Raw genomic sequence first — 24128 nt, 5'->3', positions numbered from 1 at the left:
GATTTGATGATTTTTGCTCTGCTGGTTGGCGGCCTTATTGGTTATGCCTTCGGTAAGTTTCCGGGATTTCTTGTCGGTGCCGCTTTAGGTGCGTTTCTCTTCAACCGGATGAAAAGCCGGCTGATCGGAAAATTGCAGAACATTCAGTCCGGCTTCGTTGAGTCGGTCTTCGCCGTGATGGGGGCGTTGTGTAAAGCCGACGGCGTCGTCAGCCGTGACGAGATACAGGTGGCCGAGGCGATGTTTGTGCGGTTTCGACTGAACGAGCAGCAGAAAGCCTCAGCCAAAGCAGCGTTTAACCGCGGCAAATCCCCGGAATTCGACCTGGATGCCGAACTCGACCGCTTTATGCAGATGACCGGCCGGCAGCCCGCCTTCCTGCAGATGTTTCTCCAGGTACAGGTATCCGCGGTGGCAGCCGATGGCGTGGTTCATCCGGCGGAGCATGAAATGCTGGTTCGCATTGCACGTCGTCTGGGGCTGCCCGAGAGCCAGGTCAGTCAGCTTGAGGCGATGCTTCGGGGAGCTCACGCGGGTCAAGCCGGGCCGGGGCAACGTTCCAGCTCGCAGCAGATTGACGATGCCTACAAAGCTCTGGGCGTATCCCCGACCGCCAGTGATGCAGAGATCAAGAAGGTTTACCGTAAACTGATGAGCGAGAATCACCCGGACAAGCTGGCCGGAAAAGGCTTACCGGAAAGCATGCGCGAGATGGCCGAGGAACGGACCCGGGAAATCAGTCATGCGTATGATGTGATCAAAGAGGCAAGGAAAAATCAGGGATAAACGTCCAGTAATTCACCCATTTTCCTGAAATGACATGTTGTCACGTTTTGGGATGGCGTAGAGTGTTGGCACGTTCATCCCATTGAGAGTTTGATTATGCGAGCATCCGCCCCCAGCCCCATCAACACCTTCACTAATGATGCCCTGGGCGCGGACGACGCAACCGCTTTGGCAGAGCGCATCCGAAACCGGGATGTGTCGGTCACCGAAGTCACGCAAGCGGCCATTGATCGGGCGCATCGCCTCGAACCGGCCTCCAACGGCATTGCTTTCCAGGCTTTCGACCAGGCTCTGGCAGCAGCTCGTCAACAAGACGGCCATGGCTCTGCGCCGCGACCGGGCTTTTTCGCCGGTGTACCCACGTTTATCAAAGACAACACCGACATCAAGGGCCTCCCCACCCGCCACGGCTCGGCGGCCGTACCGCATCATGTTGCGGATCACACCAGCCCATTTGCCCTGCAGCTGTTGGATCAGGGGTTCATTTGCCTGGGCAAAAGCACACTGCCGGAATTTGGCTTCAACGCCACAACGGAGTCCATGGATGGAGCCGCCACGCGAAATCCCTGGAACCCGGCGTTTTCTTCCGGTGCTTCGTCGGGCGGGGCCGCCGCTCTGGTTGCCTCTGGTGTTGTCCCGATCGCTCACGCCAATGATGGCGGTGGCTCCATCCGGATTCCCGCTGCCTGCTGCGGTCTGGTAGGGCTCAAGAGCAGCCGGGGTCGGCTGGTCGATAACGAAGCCGCGAAATCCCTGCCCATCAATATCCTCGCCGACGGGATCGTCAGTCGATCGGTCCGGGATACGGCTAATTTCATGGCACAGGCGGAACATTTCAGGCGCCCGAATAAGCTCCCGCCTGTCGGGCAGGTTGATGGCCCCAGTGGCCAGAAGCTCCGAATCGGGCTGATCATCGATTCCATTACCGGCCACCCAACCGACAGCGCTACCCGTCAGGCTGTTGAAAACACCGCACGTACGCTGGAGAAGCTGGGGCACTCGGTGGAACCGGTCACCATCCCGGTCGCCCAATCCTTTCCCGAGGATTTCGCCCTGTACTGGGCCATGCTGGCCTTCGGCGTGAGAGCCAATGGCCACAAGCTGATTCATCCCGATTTTGACAAACGAAAGGTAGATGACCTGACCAGAGGCCTGTCAGGCAAGTTCAAAAAATCGTTCTACCGGCTGCCCGCCGCCTTGTGGCGGCTCAAAAGATCGCGGGTTGATTATGGCCGTGCCATGGAGGGCTATGATGCCGTGCTAACGCCCGTTCTGGGGCAAACCACCCCACCGCTGGGGCATCTCAGCCCGGAGGTGCCCTTCGACGTGCTCTTCGACCGGCTTACGCGCTACGTCAGCTTCACACCGGTAGCCAATGCGACGGGGGCACCAGCCATTGCTGTTCCGGCTGGGCTGAGTGACGAAAAGCTTCCCCTGTCGGTCCAGTTCATGGCGCCTTACGGCATGGAGCGCACGCTAATTGAATTGGCGTACACGCTGGAATGCGAGTCTCCCTGGCCACAGCTGTTCAACGCATCTAGCCCAAATCAGGCCGGCGAACCGGAGACGGCCTCGGCCTGATCCGAGGCTTTGCCGGCAACCACCCGATTACGTCCGCCTGCCTTGGCCTCGTAGAGAGCTTCGTCTGCAATCCGGAAGATGTCCTTGGTGGCATCGGCACGGGCCGGGAACACGCTGCAAACACCCACGCTCACGGTAAGATTCAGCATCTCGTCCGACACCCGGAAGCCGGTTTTTTCAATGTCCGTCCGGATTCGCTCGGCCACTTTGACGGCCCCCTCCTCCGGTGTTTCCGGGAGCAAAACCACAAACTCTTCACCGCCATAACGGGCAGCAAGGTCCTGAGGGCGAGTCACGAATTTCCGGATGCCCTGGGCCACCATCTTCAGGCAGTCGTCTCCGATCAGGTGGCCGTGGGTGTCGTTGAATTTCTTGAAATGGTCGATATCCAGCACCAGCAATGACAAGGGCTCACCGTAACGGTAGGCATGTACAACCGCGGCACTGAACTCTCGGTCAAAATGGCCCCGATTCTTGAGTCCGGTCAGGGCATCCGTGGCACTGAGCTCCAGCAACTGTTCATTGAGGCTTTCCAGGTCGCGGGTGCGTTCCTGCACTCTCTCTTCAAGCAGTGAATTGGCTTCACGCTGTACCTGAAGTGATTGCTCCTGGGCTATGCGCGCTTTCCGCTCCTCCCCCAGAAGCTTCTGTTGTGCCTCGTAAGCCCGCTTCTTCTCGCTGTTAAGACGATCCGCCAGCGCAATCGACAACAGGATGACCCCGAGCGCCGACCCCACCTGGGTACCGTTTTCCGTCAACAGGTTGCGGGGCAGCATGGTGAACTTGCTCAATGCCAGCAGAATGCCACCCGACAACATGAAGACCCAGGCAAAGGTGTAATAGCGGGCTGCGGGATCGTTCCGCAGCCAGCGCACGATGCTCAGGAACAGCATGGTGGAACAACCGACAGACGCTAACAGAATAGTGGGCAGGATCAGATACTTGTAGGGCACCAGAAGGCCAGCAGCAGCCAGCATGCCGGCTGCCGAAATGACCCCTACCGTCCAGCGGTTTAGCGAGGGATGATTGCGCCGACTGACATTGATGAAGCGGATACTGAACGTACCGCCGAACAACACCGCCAGGTTCAGAAACACGATAATCGACTGGTCGTTCCACCAGGTTGCCTCAGGCCACAGATACTGGAATGCCACCCCGTGGAGGCTGGCCAGAAACAAGGGCATGGCGGTGATGTAGCCGACATAGTGAAGGAAGCTTCGCTCGCCGACGGCCATGAAGACAAACAGGTTGTAAAGAATCATCACCAGCACGATGCCGTAGTAGATGCCCTCGAACATTGTCCGGGACTGCTCCGCTGCGTAGAAAGCATCACGATCCCACAGTGTCAGGGGGACCTGTACGGAACTGGTAGTCTGAACCCGGATCAGGACGGTGGTGGCTTCACTTGCCGGTAACGTCAGCGGTATCACGAAGTTCCGGTGATGGATGGGCCGGTCATAGAAAGCCTGCTTGTCACCGAGCATGATCGGCTCAGCATTGCCCGTGCTTGAAGATGAATAGACCTCGATGTGGTCCAGCACCGGGTAGCCGATTTCCAGGAATGTAACCGCTTCCCGGGAGGTTTTGTTGTCTATCCGAACCCGGAACCAGTAGCCCGAGTCGTGGTATCCGAGACTGATACTGTCACTGGCGTTGCGGGTCCAGGCACTGTCGGCGAGACTGCGGACCCGTTCGATATCCGAACGCTTGGCGGGTTCTTGCCAATACTCCACAAATGTCGCGAGCTCCTGGCGACTTGAGTGCTTACCCCACTCTACCGAAGAGCTGGCATGGCACAGTTGCGCAACGATTACCAACAGCAGCGAGAGAGACCAGCGGAGAGCAAAACGTTTGTTAGTGACCACGAAAGCATACGTATTGTTATTGGTTTGGCGACCAGTATGGACTATTCCTCTACATATCGCTCGCGTTTTGTACCAATCAACGCATTTCGAAAAAAAAGATCACAAAGACATCAAAGATCCCGAAAGATCGTTAAAACATCGCGAAAACTCGGTTCCGGATCGGCATGAATATGAACCGCTTCGCCAGTAACCGGGTGAGCAAATTCAATATCCGTCGCCGCCAGCATTAACCTGCCCTTCCCGAACCTCTCGGCAAAGTAACGGTTGTGGCGCCCACGGCCATGATTGGCATCGCCAATAATCGGATGGCTGATGTGTTTCATATGCCGCCTTAGCTGGTGTTTCCTTCCCGTGTCCGGAAAGAGCGCAACCAGGGCATAGCGGCTACTGGGGTACTTCTCGATGGCGACCGGGATTTCGGTTGTTGCCAGCGTCCGGTAGCGGGTTCTGGCATCCCGCACGGTTTGTTCCTGATGCTTGAGGCGTCGGTCTTCCGGCTCATCCCGCAGCGGATGATCAATCAGGCCCTCCAACGGCGGCCACCCACGCACCATCGCCTGATAAGTCTTTTTGACCTCACCGGCCATCATGGCCTGTCCCAGGGTGCGCGCAATATCCGGGCTGCGGGCGAACACCAGAACCCCGGATGTGGGTCTGTCCAGCCGGTGCACCGGGTAGACGTAGTCGCCGCCATTCAGTTCGCGCGCATACTGAAGCGCAAATTCGGTTTCATGCTTGTCGATGGGGCTGCGGTGAACCAACAGGTCGGCGGGTTTGTGCACCACCAAAAGGTGGTCGTCACGAAACAGTTCGGTCAGAGGATTTGTCATTCAAATTTAACGCGTTACTTAAATGCAAAAGATTGAAACAGACTGGAATCAGCTATCATGGATAATAGCGCCCTCCAACCCCCAGCAACAGGATTTGTTCAATGGCCTGGTACACCCGAAGCATTCTGAACCGTGTGCTCACCATCATTCTGACAGCCAACATCATTGTGGCTGTTGTGGCCGGTTTCTATTTCAACACGTCGCTTCAGTCACGAGATGAGTATAACCGACTGGTTGATGTCGAGATGAGCCGGGCTCTTGAGGCGCAGGATATCCTGATTGCCTTCAAGACCCAGGTCCAGGAATGGAAGAATGTACTGATCCGCGGGGCTGACTCAGGGCAGCGGGAAAAATACTGGGGCCGCTTCCAGCAACGGGAAGCGGATATTCAGGCAGCCTTGAGTGAACTGATTCCCCGCATTGAAAACGAAGAAGCAAAGGCCCTGCTGAGCCGATTCCAGTCCTCCCATAGAACAATGGGTAAAGCCTATCGGGAGGGTTTTGAGGCCTTTGTCGACGCGGGCTACCGGCACACTGCTGGCGATAAGGCCGTTGCGGGCATTGATCGTCAACCTGCCAAATTGATTGAGGAAGCGACTGGGCTTCTCAAAAACAGTGGCCTCGAAAATGCCAGCGCCCTGAATCAGTCCGTCACTTCCAGCACCTGGACGATGGGTGGTCTGCTGTTTGCTGCCATTATCCTCGGCACTCTCGCCTGTGTGATTGTTCTTGTCCGCGCCGTTGTCAGGCCGGCCAAAAGCCTCATCGATCAACTTGGAAAACTGGGACAAGGTGACCTGAGCGAATCGATTACCGTACAACGCAACGACGAATTGGGCCGTCTGGCGGATACAGGCCGTGCACTTTACGCGTTCCTGTCGGAGACCGGCACATTGATGAAAGCCAACGCCGAGCAACTGGAAAACACCGGTAACCTGATCCGCGATAATGCCAGTGAGGTTTCATCACAATCCGACAAGGCGCACCAGCGCATCGACCAGATTGCCACCGCGATGAACGAAATGTCTGCAACGGCTCAGGACGTTGCCCACCACGCAGCCTCAGTGGCGAGCCAGGTGGATGAGACCGCGGGGCAAACTAAAGAGGCAGATCACCAGATCAGCCGCGCCGTGGACAGCATGAACCGTCTGACGGATCAGATTCGCAGTTCAGCCGAAACCGTTAACCAGTTGGCGAGCGATGGTCGCAAGGTTGGTGACGTCATGCAGGTGATCCGCGAAATCGCCGACCAGACCAACCTGCTGGCGCTGAACGCTGCCATTGAGGCCGCCAGGGCCGGGGAAGCCGGTCGCGGTTTTGCCGTAGTCGCTGACGAAGTCCGCAACCTGGCAGCCAAAACCCAGGACGCGACTGTCGAGATTGATCAGATCATCGAAACCATCGGGTCCGCATCCCGGGATGCCACGGAATACATGCAGGCCTCAGAGGTTGTTGCCGGAGAAAGCAGCGAATCCGTTCAGGCCGTAAAAGTCACACTGAGCGAAATCACCAGCCGGATGGCCAGTGTGAACGACGCCACCGCCCAGGTGGCCACCGCAGCTGAAGAGCAGACCAGTGTCAGCGAGGAAATCAACCGAAACGTGACCGAGGTTGCCGAGATCTCAGAGCAGATGAACCGCGCGGCAGAAGACAACCTGCGCACGGTTCCGGAACTGGAGAACATGGCTCGCCAGGCCAGCAACCTGGCCGGGCGTATCCGCCAGTAACGCCTACCGGTCGGCCAGGCGCCTGAATGCCTGGCCGGCCTTGTCTCCCAACACCAGCATGGCGGGCGTCAGCAGCAGCGTCAGAATCGTTGCGAAGGACAAGCCTCCCGCAATCGCACTCGAAAGCTGGGTCCACCATTGCGTGGATGGCGCGCCCAGTCCCAGCGACGGCGTCAGCAAATCCACATTCACGCTCAGCACCATGGGCATCAGGCCCAGCACCGTCGTCACCGCCGTCAGCAGCACCGGCCGGAGACGCAGGCATCCGGTCTCCAGAGCCGCATCGTAGGCGCCCATTCCCTCTTTTCTCATCTGGTTGTAGGTGTCGATCAGGATGATGTTGTTGTTCACGACGATCCCGGCCAGGGCGATGATGCCCATGCCGACCATCACGATGCCGAAAGACTGACCGTTGAACAGCAGCCCGAGCAGGACACCCGCCGTCGACAGAATGATCGCCGAGAGAATCAGGAAGGTCTGGTAAAGGGAGTTGAACTGGGTCACCAGGATCAGCAACATCATTGCCACAGCCACCAGGAATGCCGACGCCAGGAAGTTCGAGGCCTGCGTCTGGTCCTCATTCTCACCTGCGAATTTCACAGACACCCCAGCGGGTGCTTCCGGCATTTCCGCCTGAAGCGACTTCAGCAACTCATCCACCCGCCTCCCGGGTGCCAGCTCTGACTTGATGGTGATGGTACGCTGACCGTCCACACGCACAATGCTGTTGGTCTTGTCGCCGGGTTCCAGATCCACGAACTCCGACAACGGCACCTGTCCGCGCGATGTGTTGATGGTCTGTCGTTGCAGCTGATCCAGCTCCCGCCAGTTGTTGGGCACCCGCACCGCGATATCCACCTCGTCGCGCACATCCTCCGGGCGGTAGGTTGCCAGAACAAGGCCATTGGTGACCAGCCTCACCGCACTGCCAATACTGAGGACATCGGTACCGAATCGCGCCGCCGCTTCCCGATCCACATTCAGACGCCACTCGATACCCGGTAGACTTCGGTCGTCTTCAATATCCACAAAACCACCCATGGCACGCATGCGGTCTTCGATGACATCCACGAATCCATCAAGCTGCTGAGGGTTTCGGCTACTGACCTGCAATTCGATGGGCTTGCCTTCGGCGGGCCCACCTTCCTGCTTTCGAAATTCCAGCAGAATACCGGGAATGTCGCGGGTTCGTGCCCGGAAGTCCTCCAGAATCTCTGAAGCCGGCCGGCGCGTGTCCCAGTCGGTAAACTGGAATTGCAGCACCCCGATCACATCCGGCGCCATCTGGCTGCCGGAGCTCACCATGGACCGGGCATATAACGCTTTCACCTCCGGCATGCCCTGCAACCTTCGCTCGACTTCCCGGACGATCTCGTCCCGTTCCCAGACAGACAGATCACCGCGGGCCCTTACCTGCACCTGGGCCGAATCCGGCTCCACACTCGGGAAAAACTCCACGCCATGGTTGAACTTGCCATAGGCGATGTAGATCAGAGTGATGACCCCAAGCACACCCATGAGGGTAAATCCCGGATACCTGAGGAGGCGCGACAGCAGTGCTCTGTAGTGATCCATCAAGCGACCGCCGGAGGCATGCTGCCGCACTCGGCGACCGCCGCTCGTGCCTCCAAGCACCGGCAGGAATACCAGCGCCATGGCCAACGAGGCAATGAGACAGATGATCACGGTCATGGGCAGGAACTTCATGAATTCGCCGACCACCCCTGGCCAGAACAGCAGTGGAACGAATACCGCCAGGGTCGTCGCCGTGGATGCAATGATCGGCCATGCCATCCGGCTTGCCGCCTGAGCCCAGGCCTGCTTGACTTCAGCGCCGTCGGAGAGGTTTCGGTCCGCGAGTTCAGACACCACGATGGCACCGTCCACCAGCATGCCGGCCACCAGAATAAGACTGAACAGAACAACAATGTTGAGCGTCAGCCCCATGCCCCAGATCACCAGGATACCGGTAAGAAACGCTCCCGGGATGGTCAGCCCGACCAGCATCGCCGAGCGCGGCCCCATGGCCGCAATCACCACGATGATGACCAGCACGATGGCCGTCAGCACGTTGTTCAACAGGTCGCTGAGGATGTCTTTGACCTCCTCCGACTGGTCCATGATGTAACGCACTTCCAGGGTCTCAGGCAGGTTTGGCCGGACCTGCTCAATCAGCTCCCGGACCTGCCTGACCGTCTCGATAATGTTGGCGCCCGTGCGTTTGGAGATTTCCAGCACCAGGGCCGGCTCGCCGTTAATACGGGCAAACCCGGTCGGGTCCTTGAAGGTTCTCTGCAGCATGGCCACATCACCGAAGGTGACGACCGTATTGCCATCCACCTTCACCGGCATCGACATGACATCTTCGATGGTTTCAATGACACCGGGCACCTTCAGCGACATCCGCCCGTTACCAGTGTCCAGAGAACCCGCCGCCACCAGTTGATTGTTGCGGGTAACCAAAGCAGCCAACTGGTCGAAGTCGATGTTGTAGCTTTCCAGTACCTGGGGATCGACAACAACCTCCAGCAAATCTTCCCGATCACCACCGATCTCAACTTCCAACACTTCCGGTATCGCCTCAATAGCATCCTGCAACGTGCGGGCAATGGTGATCAGCTCTCGTTCCGACAGCGGCCCGGAAAGCCCGACCGACATCACCGGAAACAGGGAGACGTTGATTTCATTAACGCTGGGTTCATCGGCTTCATCCGGTAACTTGCTGCGCGCGGTATCCACCTTCTCCCTGACATCCTGCAAGGCCTTGTCGGAATCAAACCCGGCATCGAATTCCAGCATCACCGAGGCGTGCCCCTCCGAGGCCCTGCCCCTCATTTCCTTGATCCCCTCAAGGGACCGGAGCTCCTGCTCCATTGGCCGAACCAGCAGACGTTCCGCATCCTCGGGACTGATGCCCTCCAGAGACATGGACACGTAGATCACCGGGATGGTGACATCCGGATTGGCTTCCTTGGGGATGACTTCAAAGGCGGCAATGCCTCCGAGGATCAGAAACAGCAGGGTCAGCAGCGTGGTACGACTGCGATCCATAGCGGCATAGATGAGCGTGCGCATAGAGAATCAACCCTGACTATCGGCGACGTTGACGGGGCGAACCTTCTCACCCACCCCGACAAAGCCACCGCCTCGAGTGATCAGTTGGATCTCGTCCGGCAAACCAGTAACCCAGGCTCCCTCGGTGGAAACACTCAGGAGACGGACCGTGCCGAAGACCACCCGATTCTCATCATCGATGTATTTCACCCCCGGGCGCCCGGAGTCATCCAGCGACAGGTAAGCCGGGGAAATAAACATGGCTTTCACTTCGGGCAGCGCAATGCGCAGGCTGGCACTGCCACCGGCAACTCGCAGCAAATCCGGGTTCTCGACGGCGACTTCCACCGCAAAACTCCGGGTTTGCGGGGCCGCCGCGCTGGCCACAAAGGTGACGATCCCGCTCAACTGCTCGCCGTCTAAAAGGTCGACGGTCACTCTCTGCCCGGGCGACACCTGACCAACGGACTGCTGGGGAACCTGGCCGGTTGCCTTCAACCGATCAATCCGAACCAGCTCGAACAGCGGCGATCCGGCCTGGACCAGGCTGCCCCTCTCCACGGTCTTACTGTTGATCACACCGGCAAAAGGCGCTCTCGGCGTCAGATACTCCACCGCCAGTCTGGCAGACGCCAACTCTGCTTTCGCTGCCGCGAGCTCGCTCTCCAGGTTCATCAACTCGGACTGCGAGGCCAGATTGTTGGAGCGGAGTGTCCGGGCCGCCGCCAGGTCGGCGTCCAGTTTACGCACCCGTGCTTTCCAGCGCGCGACAACGGCTTCCCGTCCATCATCCGAGAGCTGCAGCAGTGCGTCGTTTTCCTGCACCTGCTCACCGAGATCAGCCTCGATTGACTGCACCGTTCCGGATACCCGTGCGCTTACTGACACCGACTGCCAGGGATCCAGCTGGCCCTGAAGGAGAATACCGGGTTCATGAAGCCGCGCATTGATTGTGCGGACCTGAACGCTGGTCAGCGCCTTGGGCTCTGCACCGATCGGATCAGGCGCCTCATTCCTCGCTTCTTTGATATCGCCGGTTGCCATCCAGACAACCAATGCAATAACCACCAGAACGGAGAGTCCCAGGGAACCCCACTTTGCTTTTGTCATGGAAAACTCGCTGTGCAATTTCTGCGTGGCCAGGCGCGTCACTGCACCTGCCTGATAAAAAACCGGAAGAAACAGTTGCAACCGATTCAAAACGTGCGTTAGATTCTACACACAAAGTTTTTACGAATTCAGAGCAGATTGTCGATTACATGAATTTCAACGCAGTGATTGTCCTTGTGAAGCTTGTCCTGGTGGTCGTGGTGCCATCCGGGGGCTTTTGCGTGGACAAGCGGTTGAACTGACGACAACCTGACAAGACACCAAAAGCCCCCGGCACCGAAAGGTCCCGGGGGCTTTTTTTTGCGGAAGAAAAAGGAAAAACGACCATGAACGGCGCACAGCACATTCTTGAAGCGTTTCATCGCCACAACATCAGCACGGTTTTCGGCTATCCGGGCGGCTGCATCATGCCGCTATACGACGCGCTGGTGGACGACGTGGGCGTTGAGCATGTGCTCTGTCGCCACGAACAGGCCTGTGCCCTTGCCGCAGACGGCTATGCCCGTGCCAGCGGTAAGCTCGGCGTTTGCATTGCCACCTCCGGCCCGGGCGCAACCAACCTGATCACCGGCGTTGCCAACGCCCATCGGGACTCCATCCCCATGCTGGTCATTACCGGACAGGTTCCGTCCGGCCTGATCGGAACCGATGCCTTCCAGGAGACCGACGTACTGGGCATGGCCCTTGGCATCGTCAAACACAGCTATCTGGTCGACGATGCCGACGAGCTGCCCGCCATTCTGGAAGAAGCCATGGAACTGGCCGAGAGCGGCCGCCCCGGTCCGGTATGGATCGATATTCCCAAAGACATCCTGCTGACAGAGGTGACTCGAGCAGCCATCCCGGCGAAACAGGCGCCTGCGGCCGCCCACGCCGATATCACCGAAGCACTGACCATGCTGAGAAGCGCGAAAAAGCCCCTGCTGTACAGCGGTGGCGGCGTATCCCTGGCTCATGCCGAAACGGCTTTTCGGGAATTTGCCGAGGCTTCCTGCATGCCTGGCGTAGTCACACTCAAAGGCATCGGCAACGCCGGCAAACACAACCCCAATGACCTGGGCATGCTGGGTATGCACGGATCACGCGCAGCCAATAAAGCGGTCGATGAGTGCGACCTGCTGTTTGTTGTCGGCGCCCGGCTGGATGACCGCGCCACCGGCAAACTGGATGGCTTCGCCCCCAACGCCAGAATGATTCATATCGACGCCGATGCCGCCGAGATCAACAAACTTCGCCCGGCAGATACCGCCCTTCGTGGCGACCTGAACGCCATCCTGGTTTCATTCACCAGGGCATTGAAAGAAAACCCGCTATCCATTGCAGACTGGCAGGACCAGTGTCGCACCTGGTGCACAACCGGAGGATTTCACACGGCAGACAATGAAGAAGCTCTGGCCCCGATTACCGGCCCGGCCTTCATCCGACAGATGTCCCGAATCACCCCGGACGACACGGTCATTGCCTGCGACGTAGGCCAGCACCAGATGTGGGTGGCCCAGCATTACCAGTTCGACCACCCTCGCCACCACCTCACCAGTGGCGGCCTGGGCACCATGGGCTTCGGCATGCCTGCGGCCATCGGCGCCCAGTTCGCAGACCGCAACAGCACCGTTATCAACGTCACTGGCGACGGCTCATTCATGATGAACGCCCAGGAACTGGCCACCATTCGCCGCTATAACCTGCCGGTCAAACTGATCGTCCTGGACAACCAGTGCCTGGGCATGGTCCGCCAGCAGCAGGAGTTGTTCTACAACAACCGCGAAAGCCAGATAAACCTGGACGACAACCCGGACTTCGTCGCCATGGCCCGCGCCTTCGACATCCCGGCCCTGCACATCGAACGCACCGACCAGATCCGCCGGGGCATCGAAACCCTGCTGGCCTATGACGGCCCGATGCTGCTGCACGTGGCCATCTCCCGTGAGGAAAACGTCTGGCCCATCGTTAAACCCGGCGGCAGCAACAAAGACATGATCGACGAACCACGACGCAACAATGCAAACAAAGAGCAGGTAGCATGAGCCAACCAAGAGAGACATCAACACCCAGTTATACCTTGAACTGTCGCATGGCCCATGAGGCAGCGGCACTGGAGCGGCTGTGTCAGGTGGTTCGTATCCGCGGGTTCCGGATTTCCCGGATGAATATGGAAAGCACCGGGGAGCATCTGGATATCGCTCTGACGCTGGAGGGTTCCCGGCCTATCGCGATGTTGCAGTCGCAGTTGGAGAAGCTGCATACGGTGGCGTCGGTTGACCTCGAGACAGGTGCACGGGTTCAGAGTTGTAGTGCCTGATGGTTTGGGCTGTAGCCTGCTTGGGTTGGTGGTGGGACAGGAGGTGGGGGTGTCTTTCTTCTGGGAAAAACAACTCGCTTCGCTCAGACATTTTTTCCCGGCAGAAAGACACCCCCACCCCCTATCCAGCTAAACCACAGAGTGGTTCGCCCGGGGTATTGACGCATTTTTTGTGAGAACAATCCGTTTGTATCACGGGCACGGGGTGGTCGGTCATTTCGTTCGGAAAAAATGTCTGAGCGAAGCGAGTTGTTTTTCCGATAAGAAATGACCGACCACCTCGGGACCAGCCACCAAACCATGCAGGCTGGCGCTGGCCCAGAGCTCCAATGTTTAAAGTAACTCGATAGCCACAGCAGTGCCCTCTCCCCCACCAATGCAGAGGGAAGCCACCCCACGCTTGAGGCCGCGTTGCTTCAGGGCGTTGATCAGAGTGACCAGAATACGGGAACCGGATGAGCCGATGGGATGACCAAGAGCGCAGGCGCCCCCGTAGACGTTGACTTTCTCAGCTGGCAGATCGAGCGCTTTCATCGCCGCGAGGGTAACCACAGCGAAGGCTTCGTTGATCTCGAAGAGGTCAACATCATCGACTGACCAGTTGGCCTTCTCCAGCACCTTCTCGATGGCACCGATGGGTGCCAGAGTGAACTCCGCTGGCAACCGCGCATGGGTGGCGTGAGCCACGATTCGGGCCTGCGGCGTCAGGCCGCGGGCTTCGGCTTCGCCTGCTGATGCCAGTACCAGGGCTGAGCCGCCGTCGCTGATGGAACTGGAGTTGGCAGCGGTTACTGAGCCGTCTTTCGCGAACGCCGGTTTCAGCTGCGGAATTTTGTCCGGGCGGGCATTGCCGGGTTGTTCGTCGGTATCGACGATGGTGTCGCCACCCCGCCCCGATACGGTTACTGGTGCGATTTCATCCTTGAACCAGCCATTGTTGATGGCCTCCAGGGACTTGTTCAGAGAGCCGATGGCAAACTCGTCCATGTCCTCGCGGGTGATGTTTTCCTTGTCGGCGGTGCGCTGGGCGAACACGCCCATCAGTCCACCTTCATAGGCATCCTCCAGACCATCGAAGAACATGCTGTCGATCACCTGCCCGTGGCCCATGCGCATGCCCGCACGCGCTTTCGGCAACAGATACGGTGCCTGGCTCATGTTTTCCATACCGCCGGCGATCATGATGTTGTTGGTGCCAGCCTTGATCTGGTCGTGGGCCATGATGACGGCCTGCATGCCGGAGCCGCACATCTTGTTGACGGTAGTGCAGCCGGAGCTGTCCGGGATACCGGCACTTCGGGAGGCCTGGCGCGCCGGAGCCTGGCCGAGGCCGGCAGGCAAGACACAGCCCATGATCACTTCCTGGATATCGACAGGCTGAAGGCCTGAGCGTTCGATGGCCGCCTTGATGGAAACGGCGCCCAGTTCCGGTGAACGCACGGAGCTCAATGAGCCCATCATGCCGCCCATGGCGGTTCTTGCGGATCCTGCGATTACGACATCGTTCTGGTTCATGATCTTTATCCTCTTCCTAAAACCGAGCGAGCAATGATTTCCTTCATGACTTCAGACGTACCGCCATAAATTCGCTGAACACGGGCGTCGATGAAGTTCCGGGAAATCGGGTATTCAGTGGTGTAGCCGTAGCCGCCGAATAGCTGCAAGCAGCCGTCAGCAACCCGGCACTGCATTTCAGTAGCGCTGTACTTGGCCATGGACGCGGTGGGTGCGTCGAGCTTGCCCTCTTCGTATTCGCGAATGCACTGGTCCACGAACGCTTTGTTGATGCGGTAATCCGTTTCCATGCGCGCAATTTCGAAACGGGTGTTCTGAAGCTGCGACAGCTTCTGGCCAAACAGCTCGCGTTCCTGGGTATAGGTAATGGTCATGTCCAGCGATCCACGAGCGGCGGCAACACCGAGCGCGCCAATGACCAGACGCTCTCTTGGAAGCTCGCGCATAAGGTAAACGAAGCCTTGCCCCTCTTCCCCGAGCAGTGCACTGGCAGGCACTCGCATATCCGAGAAGAACAGTTCGGAGGTGTCTCCGGAATGCTGCCCGATCTTGTCCAGGTTTCGTCCGCGGCTGAACCCCGGCAGAGAGGTATCGATCAGGAACAGGCTGATGCCTTTTGCCCCCGCATTGGGATCGGTTTTGGCTGCGACGATGACCATGTCCGCGTGCTGGCCATTGGTAATAAAGGTCTTCGAGCCATTAAGGATATAGTCGTCCCCATCCTTTACGGCACTGGTGCGGATGGCCTGGAGATCACTGCCGGCTCCAGGCTCAGTCATCGCAATGGCGCCTACCGCTTCCCCGGAGACCATTTTCGGAAGCCATTGCTGCTTCTGCTCGTCATTGCCGATATGGCTCAGGTAGGGAGCCACGATGTCGGAATGGACCATGACATTGGTTGAGAGCGCACCAAAGCCCATCCGGGCCATCTCTTCTCCAACCACCACGGAATACTGGAAGGGCGCGCCGCAGCCGCCGCATTCTTCGGGCACATCGACACACAACATGCCGGCGTTGCCCAGAGTATTCCAGAGCTCCCGCGGGACGATGCCGGTCTTCTCCCAAGCCTCATATTGAGGCGCGACTTCGGTTTCCAGCGCCTTGATGACGGAGTCGCGAAACAGCGCGAGTTCTTCTTGATCAACAGGATTGCTCATTGTTTTCACCTGCAGGTTAGTACTTTGCTTGGCCGTCTGATCAGCAGACGCGTCTTATTTCGGAGCCATGCGCAACGCACAGTCCAGGCGAATCACCTCACCATTGAGGATCGGGTTACGCACCATCTGGTCCACCATCATGCCGAACTCTTCCGGCTTGCCGAGGCGTTTCGGGAACGGCAGTGTGGCCGCCAGGCTGTCCTGAACTTCCTGAGGCATGCCCGCCATCATCGGTGTCAGGAACAGGCCGGGCGCAATGGTGTTGACCCGGATGCCCTCGCGGGAGAGCTCCCTTGCAGATTGCAGGGTCAGCGCCACAACACCGCCTTTTGAGGCACTGTAGGCCGCTTGCCCGATCTGCCCTTCATAAGCGGCCACCGATGCGGTATTGATGATGACACCACGCTCACCGTCAGCGTTTGGCTCGCGAGTCGCCATATCTGACGCAGCCAGGCGCAGAATATTAAAAGTGCCTATGAGATTGACCTGGATAACCTTGCTGAAGTTCTCCAAAGGCATCACCCCTTCACGGCCCAGAATCTTGGCCGCAGGCGCAATGCCGGCGCAGTTAACGGCAACACCGCAGGGCCCGTGGGCCTCGCGCGCGGCGCTGATAGCGGCTTCGGCACTCTCCGGAGACGTCACATCACACTCAAGAAAGATGCCGCCAATGTCAGCAGCGACTTTCTCGCCCTGCTCTTTCTGCACATCCAGAATGGCCACCTTGCAGCCCGCCGCAGCCAGAGCGCGGGCAGCGCCTTCACCAAGACCGGAGGCTCCGCCTGTTACAATGGCGCCCACATTATTGAATTCCATCATCTACTCCTCTTGTTGGGTATCTGGTTTTCGAAAATCCGACCCTAAAAATACTTTACGTTTACGTAAACTTTATCTAACCTAAGTCGAAAAAGGAAATCGTCATGGCCGAAAAACGAACATTCAGCATCAGCGAGCTCTCCCAGGAGTTCGACGTGACAACCCGAAGCATCCGTTTCTATGAGGATGAGGGCCTGCTGAAACCCACCCGTCGCGGACAAACAAGGGTCTTCAGCACCAAAGACCGCGTGAGGCTCAAGCTCATCCTTCGCGGTAAGCGAATGGGATTTACACTGGCAGAGACCCGGGAGCTTTTCGACCTGTGGGACGAAACGGAAACCGGCAACGAAAAACAACTCCTGAAGATGCTTGAGATCCTGGACGCCAGACGAGCACACCTGGAACAACAGAAAAACGACATTGCCCAGGCAGAGATGGAAATGGAAACCGCCGAAGCGCGGTGTCGCGAAGCACTGGCCGAACTGCAGAGGAAGAAAGAGCAGGAGCTGGTGAAAGACGAAACATAAAAGCCGTCATCGACTATGACGGCGACCAAACAGACAGTGACAAAACAAGAAGGTAGCCAACGATGAAATCACAATACTCAGAGCTCAATTTCGGCCTCGGCGAAACCCTCGACATGCTCCGCGAGCAGATCAACGGATTCGCCGCCTCCGAGATCGCTCCCCGCGCCGAGGAAATCGACCGCAACAACGAATTCCCCATGGATCTGTGGCGTAAAATGGGCGACATGGGCCTGCTGGGTATTACCGTCAAAGAAGAATACGGCGGGTCTGACATGGGCTATCTGGCGCACGTGATCGCCATGGAAGAAATCAGCCGCGCCTCCGCCTCCGTTGGCCTCTCCTACGGTGCCCACTCCAACCTCTGCGTGAACCAGATTCACCGCAACGGCACTGAAGAGCAGAAACAGAAGTATTTGCCAAAACTCGTCAGCGGCGAACACATCGGCGCCCTGGCCATGTCTGAACCCAACGCCGGTTCCGACGTAATCTCCATGAAGCTCCACGCCCGTGACGAAGGCGACCACTACGTGCTGAACGGCAACAAAATGTGGATCACCAACGGCCCGGACGCCAACACCTACGTCATCTACGCGAAGACCGACCCGAAAGGCGGTTCCAAAGGCGTCACCGCCTTCATCGTAGAGCGCGACTACCCTGGCTTCAGCCGCCACCAGAAACTCGACAAACTGGGTATGCGCGGCTCCAACACCTGTGAACTGGTGTTCCAGGACTGCAAGGTTCCCAAGGAAAACGTACTGGGCGGTGTCGGCAACGGCGCCAAAGTTCTGATGAGCGGCCTCGACTACGAGCGCCTCGTCCTCTCCGGTGGCCCGCTGGGCATCATGCAGGCCGCGATGGACGTGGTCGTCCCCTATATCCGCGAGCGCAAACAGTTCGGCCAGGCCATCGGTGAGTTCGAACTGGTTCAGGGCAAGGTGGCAGACATGTACACCTTCATGAACACATCCAAGTCCTACGTCTACATGGTGGCCCAGTCCGCCGACCGCGGCGAGACCACCCGCAAAGACGCCGCCGGCGCCATTCTCTACTCCGCCGAAATGGCCACCAAACTCGCCCTGGACGCCATCCAGCTGCTTGGCGGCAACGGCTACATCAACGAATACCCGACAGGCCGCCTGCTGCGCGACGCCAAGCTCTATGAAATCGGCGCAGGAACCTCTGAGATCCGCCGCATGTTGATCGGGCGTGAGCTGTTCCTGAACAAGTAAGCCTGTTTCTCGCCAGGATGGTGCGGCGTCCCGCACCTGAAGTCTGACAAGGTGCAGGCGTACTGGCATTCCGGGAATGTTGAAGGCCAAGGATGGCCGTAAACAAGCGCACATGGATGTGCCCGTAGCGGTTCCCGGAATGCCAGTACGCCTGCACCGCAGCCCCCAAAGCAAGGGAGCCACTGACATGACCGTGCTACAAAGCAAAATTAATCCAAGAGCCGAAGAGTTTCAGGCCAACAAAGCGTCCATGGCCGAAGCCGTCGCAGACCTTCGGGAACAAGTTTCCAAAATCCAGCAAGGCGGCGGCCCCTCCTACCAGGAACGTCACGTCGCCCGAGGCAAGCTGCTCCCCAGAGAGCGCATTAACCGCCTCCTTGATGACGGCTCCCCATTCCTGGAAGTCGGCCAGTTCGCCGCCTATAACGTCTACGACGAGGAAGTCCCCGCGGCAGGCGTTGTCGCCGGCATCGGCCGTGTATCCGGCACCGAGTGCATGATCATCGCTAACGATGCCACCGTGAAAGGCGGCAGCTACTACCCGCTAACCGTCAAAAAACACCTGCGGGCCCAGGAAATTGCCCTCCAGAACCGGCTTCCCTGCATCTACCTCGTAGACTCCGGCGGCGCCAACCTGCCCCGCCAGGACGAAGTGTTCCCGGATCGCGACCACTTCGGCCGCATCTTCTACAACCAGGCCCGCATGTCTGCCGACGACATTCCGCAGATTGCTGTTGTCATGGGCCTGTGTACTGCCGGTGGCGCCTACGTGCCCGCCATGGCAGACGAATCCATCATCGTGCGCAACCAGGGCACCATCTTCCTCGCCGGCCCGCCGCTGGTAAAAGCCGCCACCGGTGAAGTCGTCAGCGCCGAAGACCTGGGCGGTGCCGATGTGCACTGTAAAACCTCCGGCGTTGCCGACCATTATGCCGAAAACGATGCCCACGCACTGGAAATCGCTCGTCGCTGCGTCGCCAACCTGAACCGCCGCAAGCCGGTTCCGGTGGAAGTCCAGAAGCCCCGGGCACCGCTGTACGACGAAGAAGAGATTTACGGCATCGTCGGCACCGACCTGCGCAAGCAGTTCGACGTACGTGACGTGATTGCCCGCATCGTCGACGGCTCCGAGTTTGACGAATTCAAACGCTACTACGGCCAGACACTGGTGACCGGCTTTGCACATATTCACGGCTACCCGGTCGGCATCATTGCCAACAACGGCATCCTGTTCAGCGAGTCTGCCCAGAAAGGCGCTCACTTCATTGAGCTGTGCTGCCAACGCAACATCCCGCTGCTGTTCCTGCAGAACATCACCGGTTTCATGGTCGGCCAGAAATACGAAGCCGAGGGTATCGCCAAGCACGGCGCCAAGATGGTCATGGCCGTGGCCTGCGCCAATGTGCCCAAGATTACCGTGCTCATCGGCGGCAGCTACGGCGCCGGCAATTATGGCATGTGTGGCCGTGCATACAGCCCGGACTTCCTGTGGATGTGGCCCAATGCCCGCATCTCCGTGATGGGTGGCGAACAGGCCGCCGGTGTGATGGCTCAGGTACGCCGCGAAGGCATGGAGCGTAAGGGGGAAACCTGGAGCGAAGAAGACGAAGCAGCGTTCAAGAAGCCCATCGCCGACAAGTACGAGCATCAGGGCCACCCCTACTACGCCAGCGCCCGCCTGTGGGACGACGGTGTGATCGACCCGGCCCAGACCCGGGAAGTCGTTGCCCTGAGCCTCTCCGCCACCTTGAACCGACCCGCGAAGCCTTCCCGCTTCGGCGTGTTCCGCATGTGATCGGGGGAGTGTAACCATGTCAGAACAGGAAAATGCGGTTCTACTTAACCGCCGCGAAGCCGGAGTGACCGAGGTTGTACTGAACCGACCGGACAAGCGCAACGCCTTCGACGACGTCATTATTCAGCAACTGATTCAGGCGCTGAACGGCGTCGAGTCAGACTCCGAAACAAAGGTCGTGATCCTTCGTTCCGAAGGCAAACACTTCTCGGCCGGCGCGGATCTGGGCTGGATGCGTCGCATGGCGGACAACACTCGCCAGGAAAACCTGGACGACTCCCGCGAGCTGGCGCGGCTGATGAACGTGCTCAACCACCTGTCCAAGCCCGTGATTGGTCTGGTTCAGGGGGCTGCGTTCGGCGGTGCCGTCGGCCTGGCGGCCTGCTGCGACATCGTACTCGCCACCGAGAAGGCCAGTTTCTGCCTGAGCGAAGTCAAGCTGGGTCTGATTCCTGCGGTTATCAGCCCCTATGTGGTGCGGGCAATCGGTGAACGACAGGCTCGCCGCTACTTCATCTCAGCCGAGATTTTCACAGCAGCCCAGGCGCAGGACTACGGTCTGGTCCATCTCGTCTGCGATGACGTTGAAGCCATGGAGCAGCGCTGTAACGAGCTGCTCAAACAGCTTGCCAACAACGGCCCAGAAGCCATGAAAGCCGCCAAGGACCTGGTATTCGCGGTCAGCCACAAGGACATCAGTGCCGGGGTTATAGACGACACCGCGCACCGTATCGCCGACATCCGCGTTGGCGCGGAGGGTCAGGAGGGGCTCAGCGCCTTCCTCAACAAGCGCAAGGCCAATTGGGTTCCGGAGGAATAACAACAATGTTTAGCAAAATTCTGATCGCCAACCGGGGCGAAATCGCCTGCCGGATCATTCAGACAGCTCATCGCATGGGCATCCGCTGTGTTGCCGTCTACTCCGACGCCGACGCCGACGCCCGCCACGTAGCCATGGCAGACGAAGCCTTTCACATCGGCCCTGCCCCGAGTTCAGAGAGTTACCTGCGCAGCGAGAAAATTATCCAGATTGCCAAAGAGAGCGGCGCCCAGGCCGTGCATCCGGGCTACGGGTTCCTGTCGGAGAACACCGACTTCGCGGAAGCCTGCGAGGCCAACAACATTGCCTTCATCGGGCCACCCTCTTCGGCTATCGCAGCCATGGGCTCCAAGTCCGCCGCCAAGGCGATTATGGAAAAAGCGGGCGTACCGCTGGTGCCTGGTTACCATGGCGATGACCAGTCACCGGAGTTACTCCGCGCCGAGGCAGAAAAGTGCGGATTCCCGCTGCTGCTGAAAGCGGTTGCCGGTGGCGGCGGTAAAGGTATGCGTGTGGTTGAAAACATGGCCGAGTTTGACGAGGCATTGGCCGCCGCGCAGCGGGAAGCCAGAAACGCCTTTGGCAACCCGGACATGCTCATCGAGCGTTACCTGACCCAGCCACGGCACGTTGAAATCCAGGTGTTCTGTGATCAGCAGGGCAATGGCATTTATCTGGCTGAGCGCGACTGCTCCGTGCAACGTCGCCACCAGAAAGTGCTGGAAGAAGCCCCCGCTCCCGGCCTGACCGAAGAGACCCGAAAGGCCATGGGTGAAGCCGCCGTTCGAGCCGCCCAGGCCATCGATTATGTGGGCGCCGGCACCGTCGAGTTCCTGTATGACGTAGACGGCTCCTTCTTCTTCATGGAAATGAACACCCGCCTTCAGGTCGAGCATCCGGTCACCGAAATGGTCACCGGGCAGGATCTGGTGGAATGGCAGCTGAAGGTGGCCTGGGGCGAGTCCCTGCCGCTGAGCCAGGATCAGGTCAAAACCCGGGGCCATGCCCTCGAAGCACGTATTTACGCAGAAGACCCGGACCAGGACTTTCTCCCAGCCACGGGCAATCTTCGCTACCTGAGTACGCCGGATGAATCCGCCCATGTGCGGGTTGATACCGGCGTGACGGAAGGCGACGAAATCAGCATCCACTACGATCCCATGATCGCCAAGCTGATTGTCTGGGATGAGAGCCGCGACCAGGCCATCAACCGGATGGTGCAGGCGCTGGAGCAATACCGGATTGCCGGCCTGAAAACTAATATCCGGTTCCTGCATGCCACCGTGGACTGCCAGCCGTTCCGGGAAGCCGACCTGACCACCAACTTCATCAGTGCCCACGAAGAGCTGCTGTTCCCGAAATCCCGACTCGATCTGGATAAAGCACTGGTGCTGGCCGCCGGATTTGTTCTGGAACAGAGAAAATCCCACGAACAGATCACGGCAGACCCGTGGTCACCGTTCGGCCGAAAGAACAGCTGGCGCATGAACTCCGAATACGCCCAGCCGCTCAAACTGCAAGTCGGCGAGGAAATCCACGAGCTGAAAATTCTGGAGCGCGATGACCGCTACCAAGTGTTTGTCGGCGATAGTGTGTACCACCTCAACGCCCGGCTGGATGACGATTACCTCCAGGCGGTCATTAACGGCCACCGTCTGAGCGTGCACGGCAACCTCCACAACGATGAGCTCGTGCTCTTCTACGAAGGCGATACCTTCAAGTGCGAGGTCTACCGCGAGACCTATGGCGCCGAGGAACTGGCCGGCGAGGGAAGCCTGGCTGCTCCGATGAATGGCGCTGTTGTAGCCATACAGGCCGAGGTCGGCGACAAGGTGAGCGCCGGCCAGACACTGGTCATCATGGAAGCCATGAAAATGGAGCACGCTATCAAGGCCCCGGCCGATGGTGTTGTCAGCGAGATTTTCTTTGGCGAGGGTGATCAGGTGTCGGAAGGCGCAGAACTCATCGCCATCGACACCGAGGAGGCAGAATAATGGCATTTCCCAAACAGGTTCGCCTGGTGGAAATGAGCCCCCGGGACGGGTTACAGAACGAGCCGGGCCCGGTCATCGCTACGGACATCAAGACCGGCCTGATTGATCGACTCGCAGACTGCGGCCTGAGCCACATCGAAGCCGCCAGCTTTGTTTCTCCGAAGTGGGTGCCACAAATGGGCGATGCTGCCGACGTTATGGCCGGCATCACCCGCAAACCCGGCGTTCGCTACTCCGCCCTCACCCCCAATCTGAAAGGATTTGAGGGTGCCCTGGCCGCCGGCGTGAACGAGGTAGCAGTATTCGGCGCCGCCTCAGAATCCTTCACCCGGAAAAACATCAACTGCAGCATTGCCGAAAGCCTGGAGCGCTTCGCGCCAGTGGTGGAAGAGGCCCGCAAGCACGACATCCCCGTGCGCGGCTATGTCTCCACCGTGCTTGGCTGTCCCTATGAAGGCGATATCCAGCCGGACCAGGTCGCCACCGTGGCCAAGGCGCTCTACGACATGGGCTGCTACGAAATCTCCCTGGGCGACACCATCGGCGTCGGCACACCGCTGAAAGCCAAGAAAATGCTGGAAGCCGTGGCCAGACACATCCCGGTTGGACGCCTCGCCGCCCATTTCCACGACACCTACGGCCAGGCCCTGGCCAACCTCTATGCGGTGGTGGAAGAAGGCATCGCGGTGATCGACTCCTCGGTCGCTGGCCTGGGTGGCTGCCCTTACGCTAAGGGTGCCTCCGGTAACGTGGCCACGGAAGATGTGCTGTACCTGTTGAATGGTCTTGGCATCAAGACCGGCGTGGATCTCGACAAACTCGTCGCCACGGGCGACTGGATCTGCGGCCAATTGAACCGCCACAACGGCTCAAAAGTAGGCCAGGCACTCGGCGGACAATGCGAATGAACGGAATGGCCAGTGGGTGTAGCTTCCCGGGACTGTCGGCAGCAAGGACGCTGCCGTCAAGCGTACACGGACGTATTTACAGCGCGTCCCGGGAAGCTGTACCCGCTGGCCATAG

At 58.9% G+C, this 24128-nt stretch carries 18 protein-coding genes; 11 read left to right on the top strand and 7 right to left on the bottom strand.

Annotated features, from left to right (window positions below; genetic code table 11):
- The first annotated feature begins 6 nt into the window (after positions 1-6).
- The gene (gene djlA / locus D777_RS01140; RefSeq protein ID WP_036127926.1) at positions 7-786 is read left to right on the top strand and encodes a co-chaperone DjlA; all 780 of its coding nucleotides are present in this window, start codon (positions 7-9) and stop codon (positions 784-786) included.
- 96 nt (positions 787-882) lie between these two features.
- Complete coding sequence (locus D777_RS01135; protein ID WP_036127924.1) at positions 883-2367, top strand: amidase; 1485 nt, start codon at positions 883-885, stop codon at positions 2365-2367.
- Here the strand turns inward: D777_RS01135 and D777_RS01130 are convergent.
- Positions 2334-4232, bottom strand: a complete 1899-nt coding sequence (locus D777_RS01130) for a sensor domain-containing diguanylate cyclase (RefSeq protein ID WP_036127921.1) — start codon at positions 4230-4232, stop codon at positions 2334-2336. The two genes, D777_RS01135 and D777_RS01130, sit on opposite strands and share 34 nt — an antisense overlap.
- 110 nt (positions 4233-4342) lie before the next feature.
- Positions 4343-5062, bottom strand: a complete 720-nt coding sequence (locus tag D777_RS01125) for a pseudouridine synthase (protein WP_036127919.1) — start codon at positions 5060-5062, stop codon at positions 4343-4345.
- 101 nt (positions 5063-5163) lie between these two features.
- Between D777_RS01125 and D777_RS01120 the strand changes: the two genes are divergently transcribed.
- On the top strand, positions 5164-6789 hold the full coding sequence (locus tag D777_RS01120) for a methyl-accepting chemotaxis protein (RefSeq protein ID WP_036127916.1): 1626 nt from the start codon (positions 5164-5166) through the stop codon (positions 6787-6789).
- 3 nt (positions 6790-6792) lie between these two features.
- Here D777_RS01120 and D777_RS01115 read toward each other — a convergent pair whose 3' ends face one another.
- Positions 6793-9864, bottom strand: a complete 3072-nt coding sequence (locus D777_RS01115; protein WP_036127913.1) for an efflux RND transporter permease subunit — start codon at positions 9862-9864, stop codon at positions 6793-6795.
- A gap of 6 nt (positions 9865-9870) precedes the next feature.
- Positions 9871-10953 carry an efflux RND transporter periplasmic adaptor subunit gene (locus D777_RS01110; protein WP_036128236.1) on the bottom strand — a complete coding sequence of 361 codons (1083 nt, stop codon included), beginning with the start codon at positions 10951-10953 and terminating at the stop codon, positions 9871-9873.
- A 326-nt stretch (positions 10954-11279) separates the two neighbouring features.
- Between D777_RS01110 and ilvG the strand changes: the two genes are divergently transcribed.
- Positions 11280-12977 (top strand): acetolactate synthase 2 catalytic subunit, encoded by a 1698-nt coding sequence (gene ilvG / locus D777_RS01105; RefSeq protein ID WP_036127910.1) that lies wholly within the window; start codon positions 11280-11282, stop codon positions 12975-12977.
- On the top strand, positions 12974-13252 hold the full coding sequence (locus D777_RS01100) for an ACT domain-containing protein (RefSeq protein WP_036127907.1): 279 nt from the start codon (positions 12974-12976) through the stop codon (positions 13250-13252). Before ilvG ends, D777_RS01100 begins: the two co-directional genes overlap by 4 nt.
- 333 nt (positions 13253-13585) lie before the next feature.
- Here the strand turns inward: D777_RS01100 and D777_RS01095 are convergent, their stop codons facing one another.
- From D777_RS01095 to D777_RS01085, 3 genes are read right to left on the bottom strand one after another with little or no spacing between them, the layout of a single operon-like run.
- Positions 13586-14767 carry a thiolase family protein gene (locus D777_RS01095; protein WP_036127904.1) on the bottom strand — a complete coding sequence of 394 codons (1182 nt, stop codon included), beginning with the start codon at positions 14765-14767 and terminating at the stop codon, positions 13586-13588.
- 5 nt (positions 14768-14772) lie between these two features.
- Positions 14773-15924 (bottom strand): acyl-CoA dehydrogenase family protein, encoded by a 1152-nt coding sequence (locus D777_RS01090; protein WP_036127899.1) that lies wholly within the window; start codon positions 15922-15924, stop codon positions 14773-14775.
- A 54-nt stretch (positions 15925-15978) separates the two neighbouring features.
- Complete coding sequence (locus D777_RS01085) at positions 15979-16740, bottom strand: SDR family NAD(P)-dependent oxidoreductase (protein WP_036128234.1); 762 nt, start codon at positions 16738-16740, stop codon at positions 15979-15981.
- Positions 16741-16844: 104 nt separating this feature from the next.
- Here D777_RS01085 and D777_RS01080 point away from each other — a divergent pair, with 104 nt between their 5' ends.
- From D777_RS01080 to D777_RS01055, 6 genes are all read left to right on the top strand, one after another.
- Positions 16845-17267: a MerR family transcriptional regulator gene (locus D777_RS01080; protein WP_036127896.1), complete on the top strand. Its 423-nt coding sequence runs from the start codon at positions 16845-16847 to the stop codon at positions 17265-17267.
- Between the two features lie 62 nt (positions 17268-17329).
- Positions 17330-18496, top strand: coding sequence for an isovaleryl-CoA dehydrogenase (locus tag D777_RS01075; protein ID WP_036127895.1), 1167 nt, complete (start codon positions 17330-17332; stop codon positions 18494-18496).
- 187 nt (positions 18497-18683) lie between these two features.
- Entirely contained in the window at positions 18684-20291 is a 1608-nt protein-coding gene (locus tag D777_RS01070) for a carboxyl transferase domain-containing protein (RefSeq protein WP_036128232.1), read from the top strand.
- A 16-nt stretch (positions 20292-20307) separates the two neighbouring features.
- Positions 20308-21111: an enoyl-CoA hydratase-related protein gene (locus D777_RS01065; protein WP_036127892.1), complete on the top strand. Its 804-nt coding sequence runs from the start codon at positions 20308-20310 to the stop codon at positions 21109-21111.
- Between the two features lie 5 nt (positions 21112-21116).
- Positions 21117-23105, top strand: coding sequence for an acetyl/propionyl/methylcrotonyl-CoA carboxylase subunit alpha (locus tag D777_RS01060; RefSeq protein WP_036127889.1), 1989 nt, complete (start codon positions 21117-21119; stop codon positions 23103-23105).
- Positions 23105-24013: a hydroxymethylglutaryl-CoA lyase gene (locus D777_RS01055; RefSeq protein ID WP_036127886.1), complete on the top strand. Its 909-nt coding sequence runs from the start codon at positions 23105-23107 to the stop codon at positions 24011-24013. The genes D777_RS01060 and D777_RS01055 overlap by 1 nt, the downstream gene beginning before the upstream one ends.
- The last annotated feature ends 115 nt before the right edge of the window (positions 24014-24128 follow it).

The sequence above is a fragment of the Marinobacter nitratireducens genome, from assembly GCF_000708045.1.
Classification (GTDB): domain Bacteria; phylum Pseudomonadota; class Gammaproteobacteria; order Pseudomonadales; family Oleiphilaceae; genus Marinobacter; species Marinobacter nitratireducens.
This window is presented reverse-complemented; position numbering and strand designations above follow the sequence as displayed.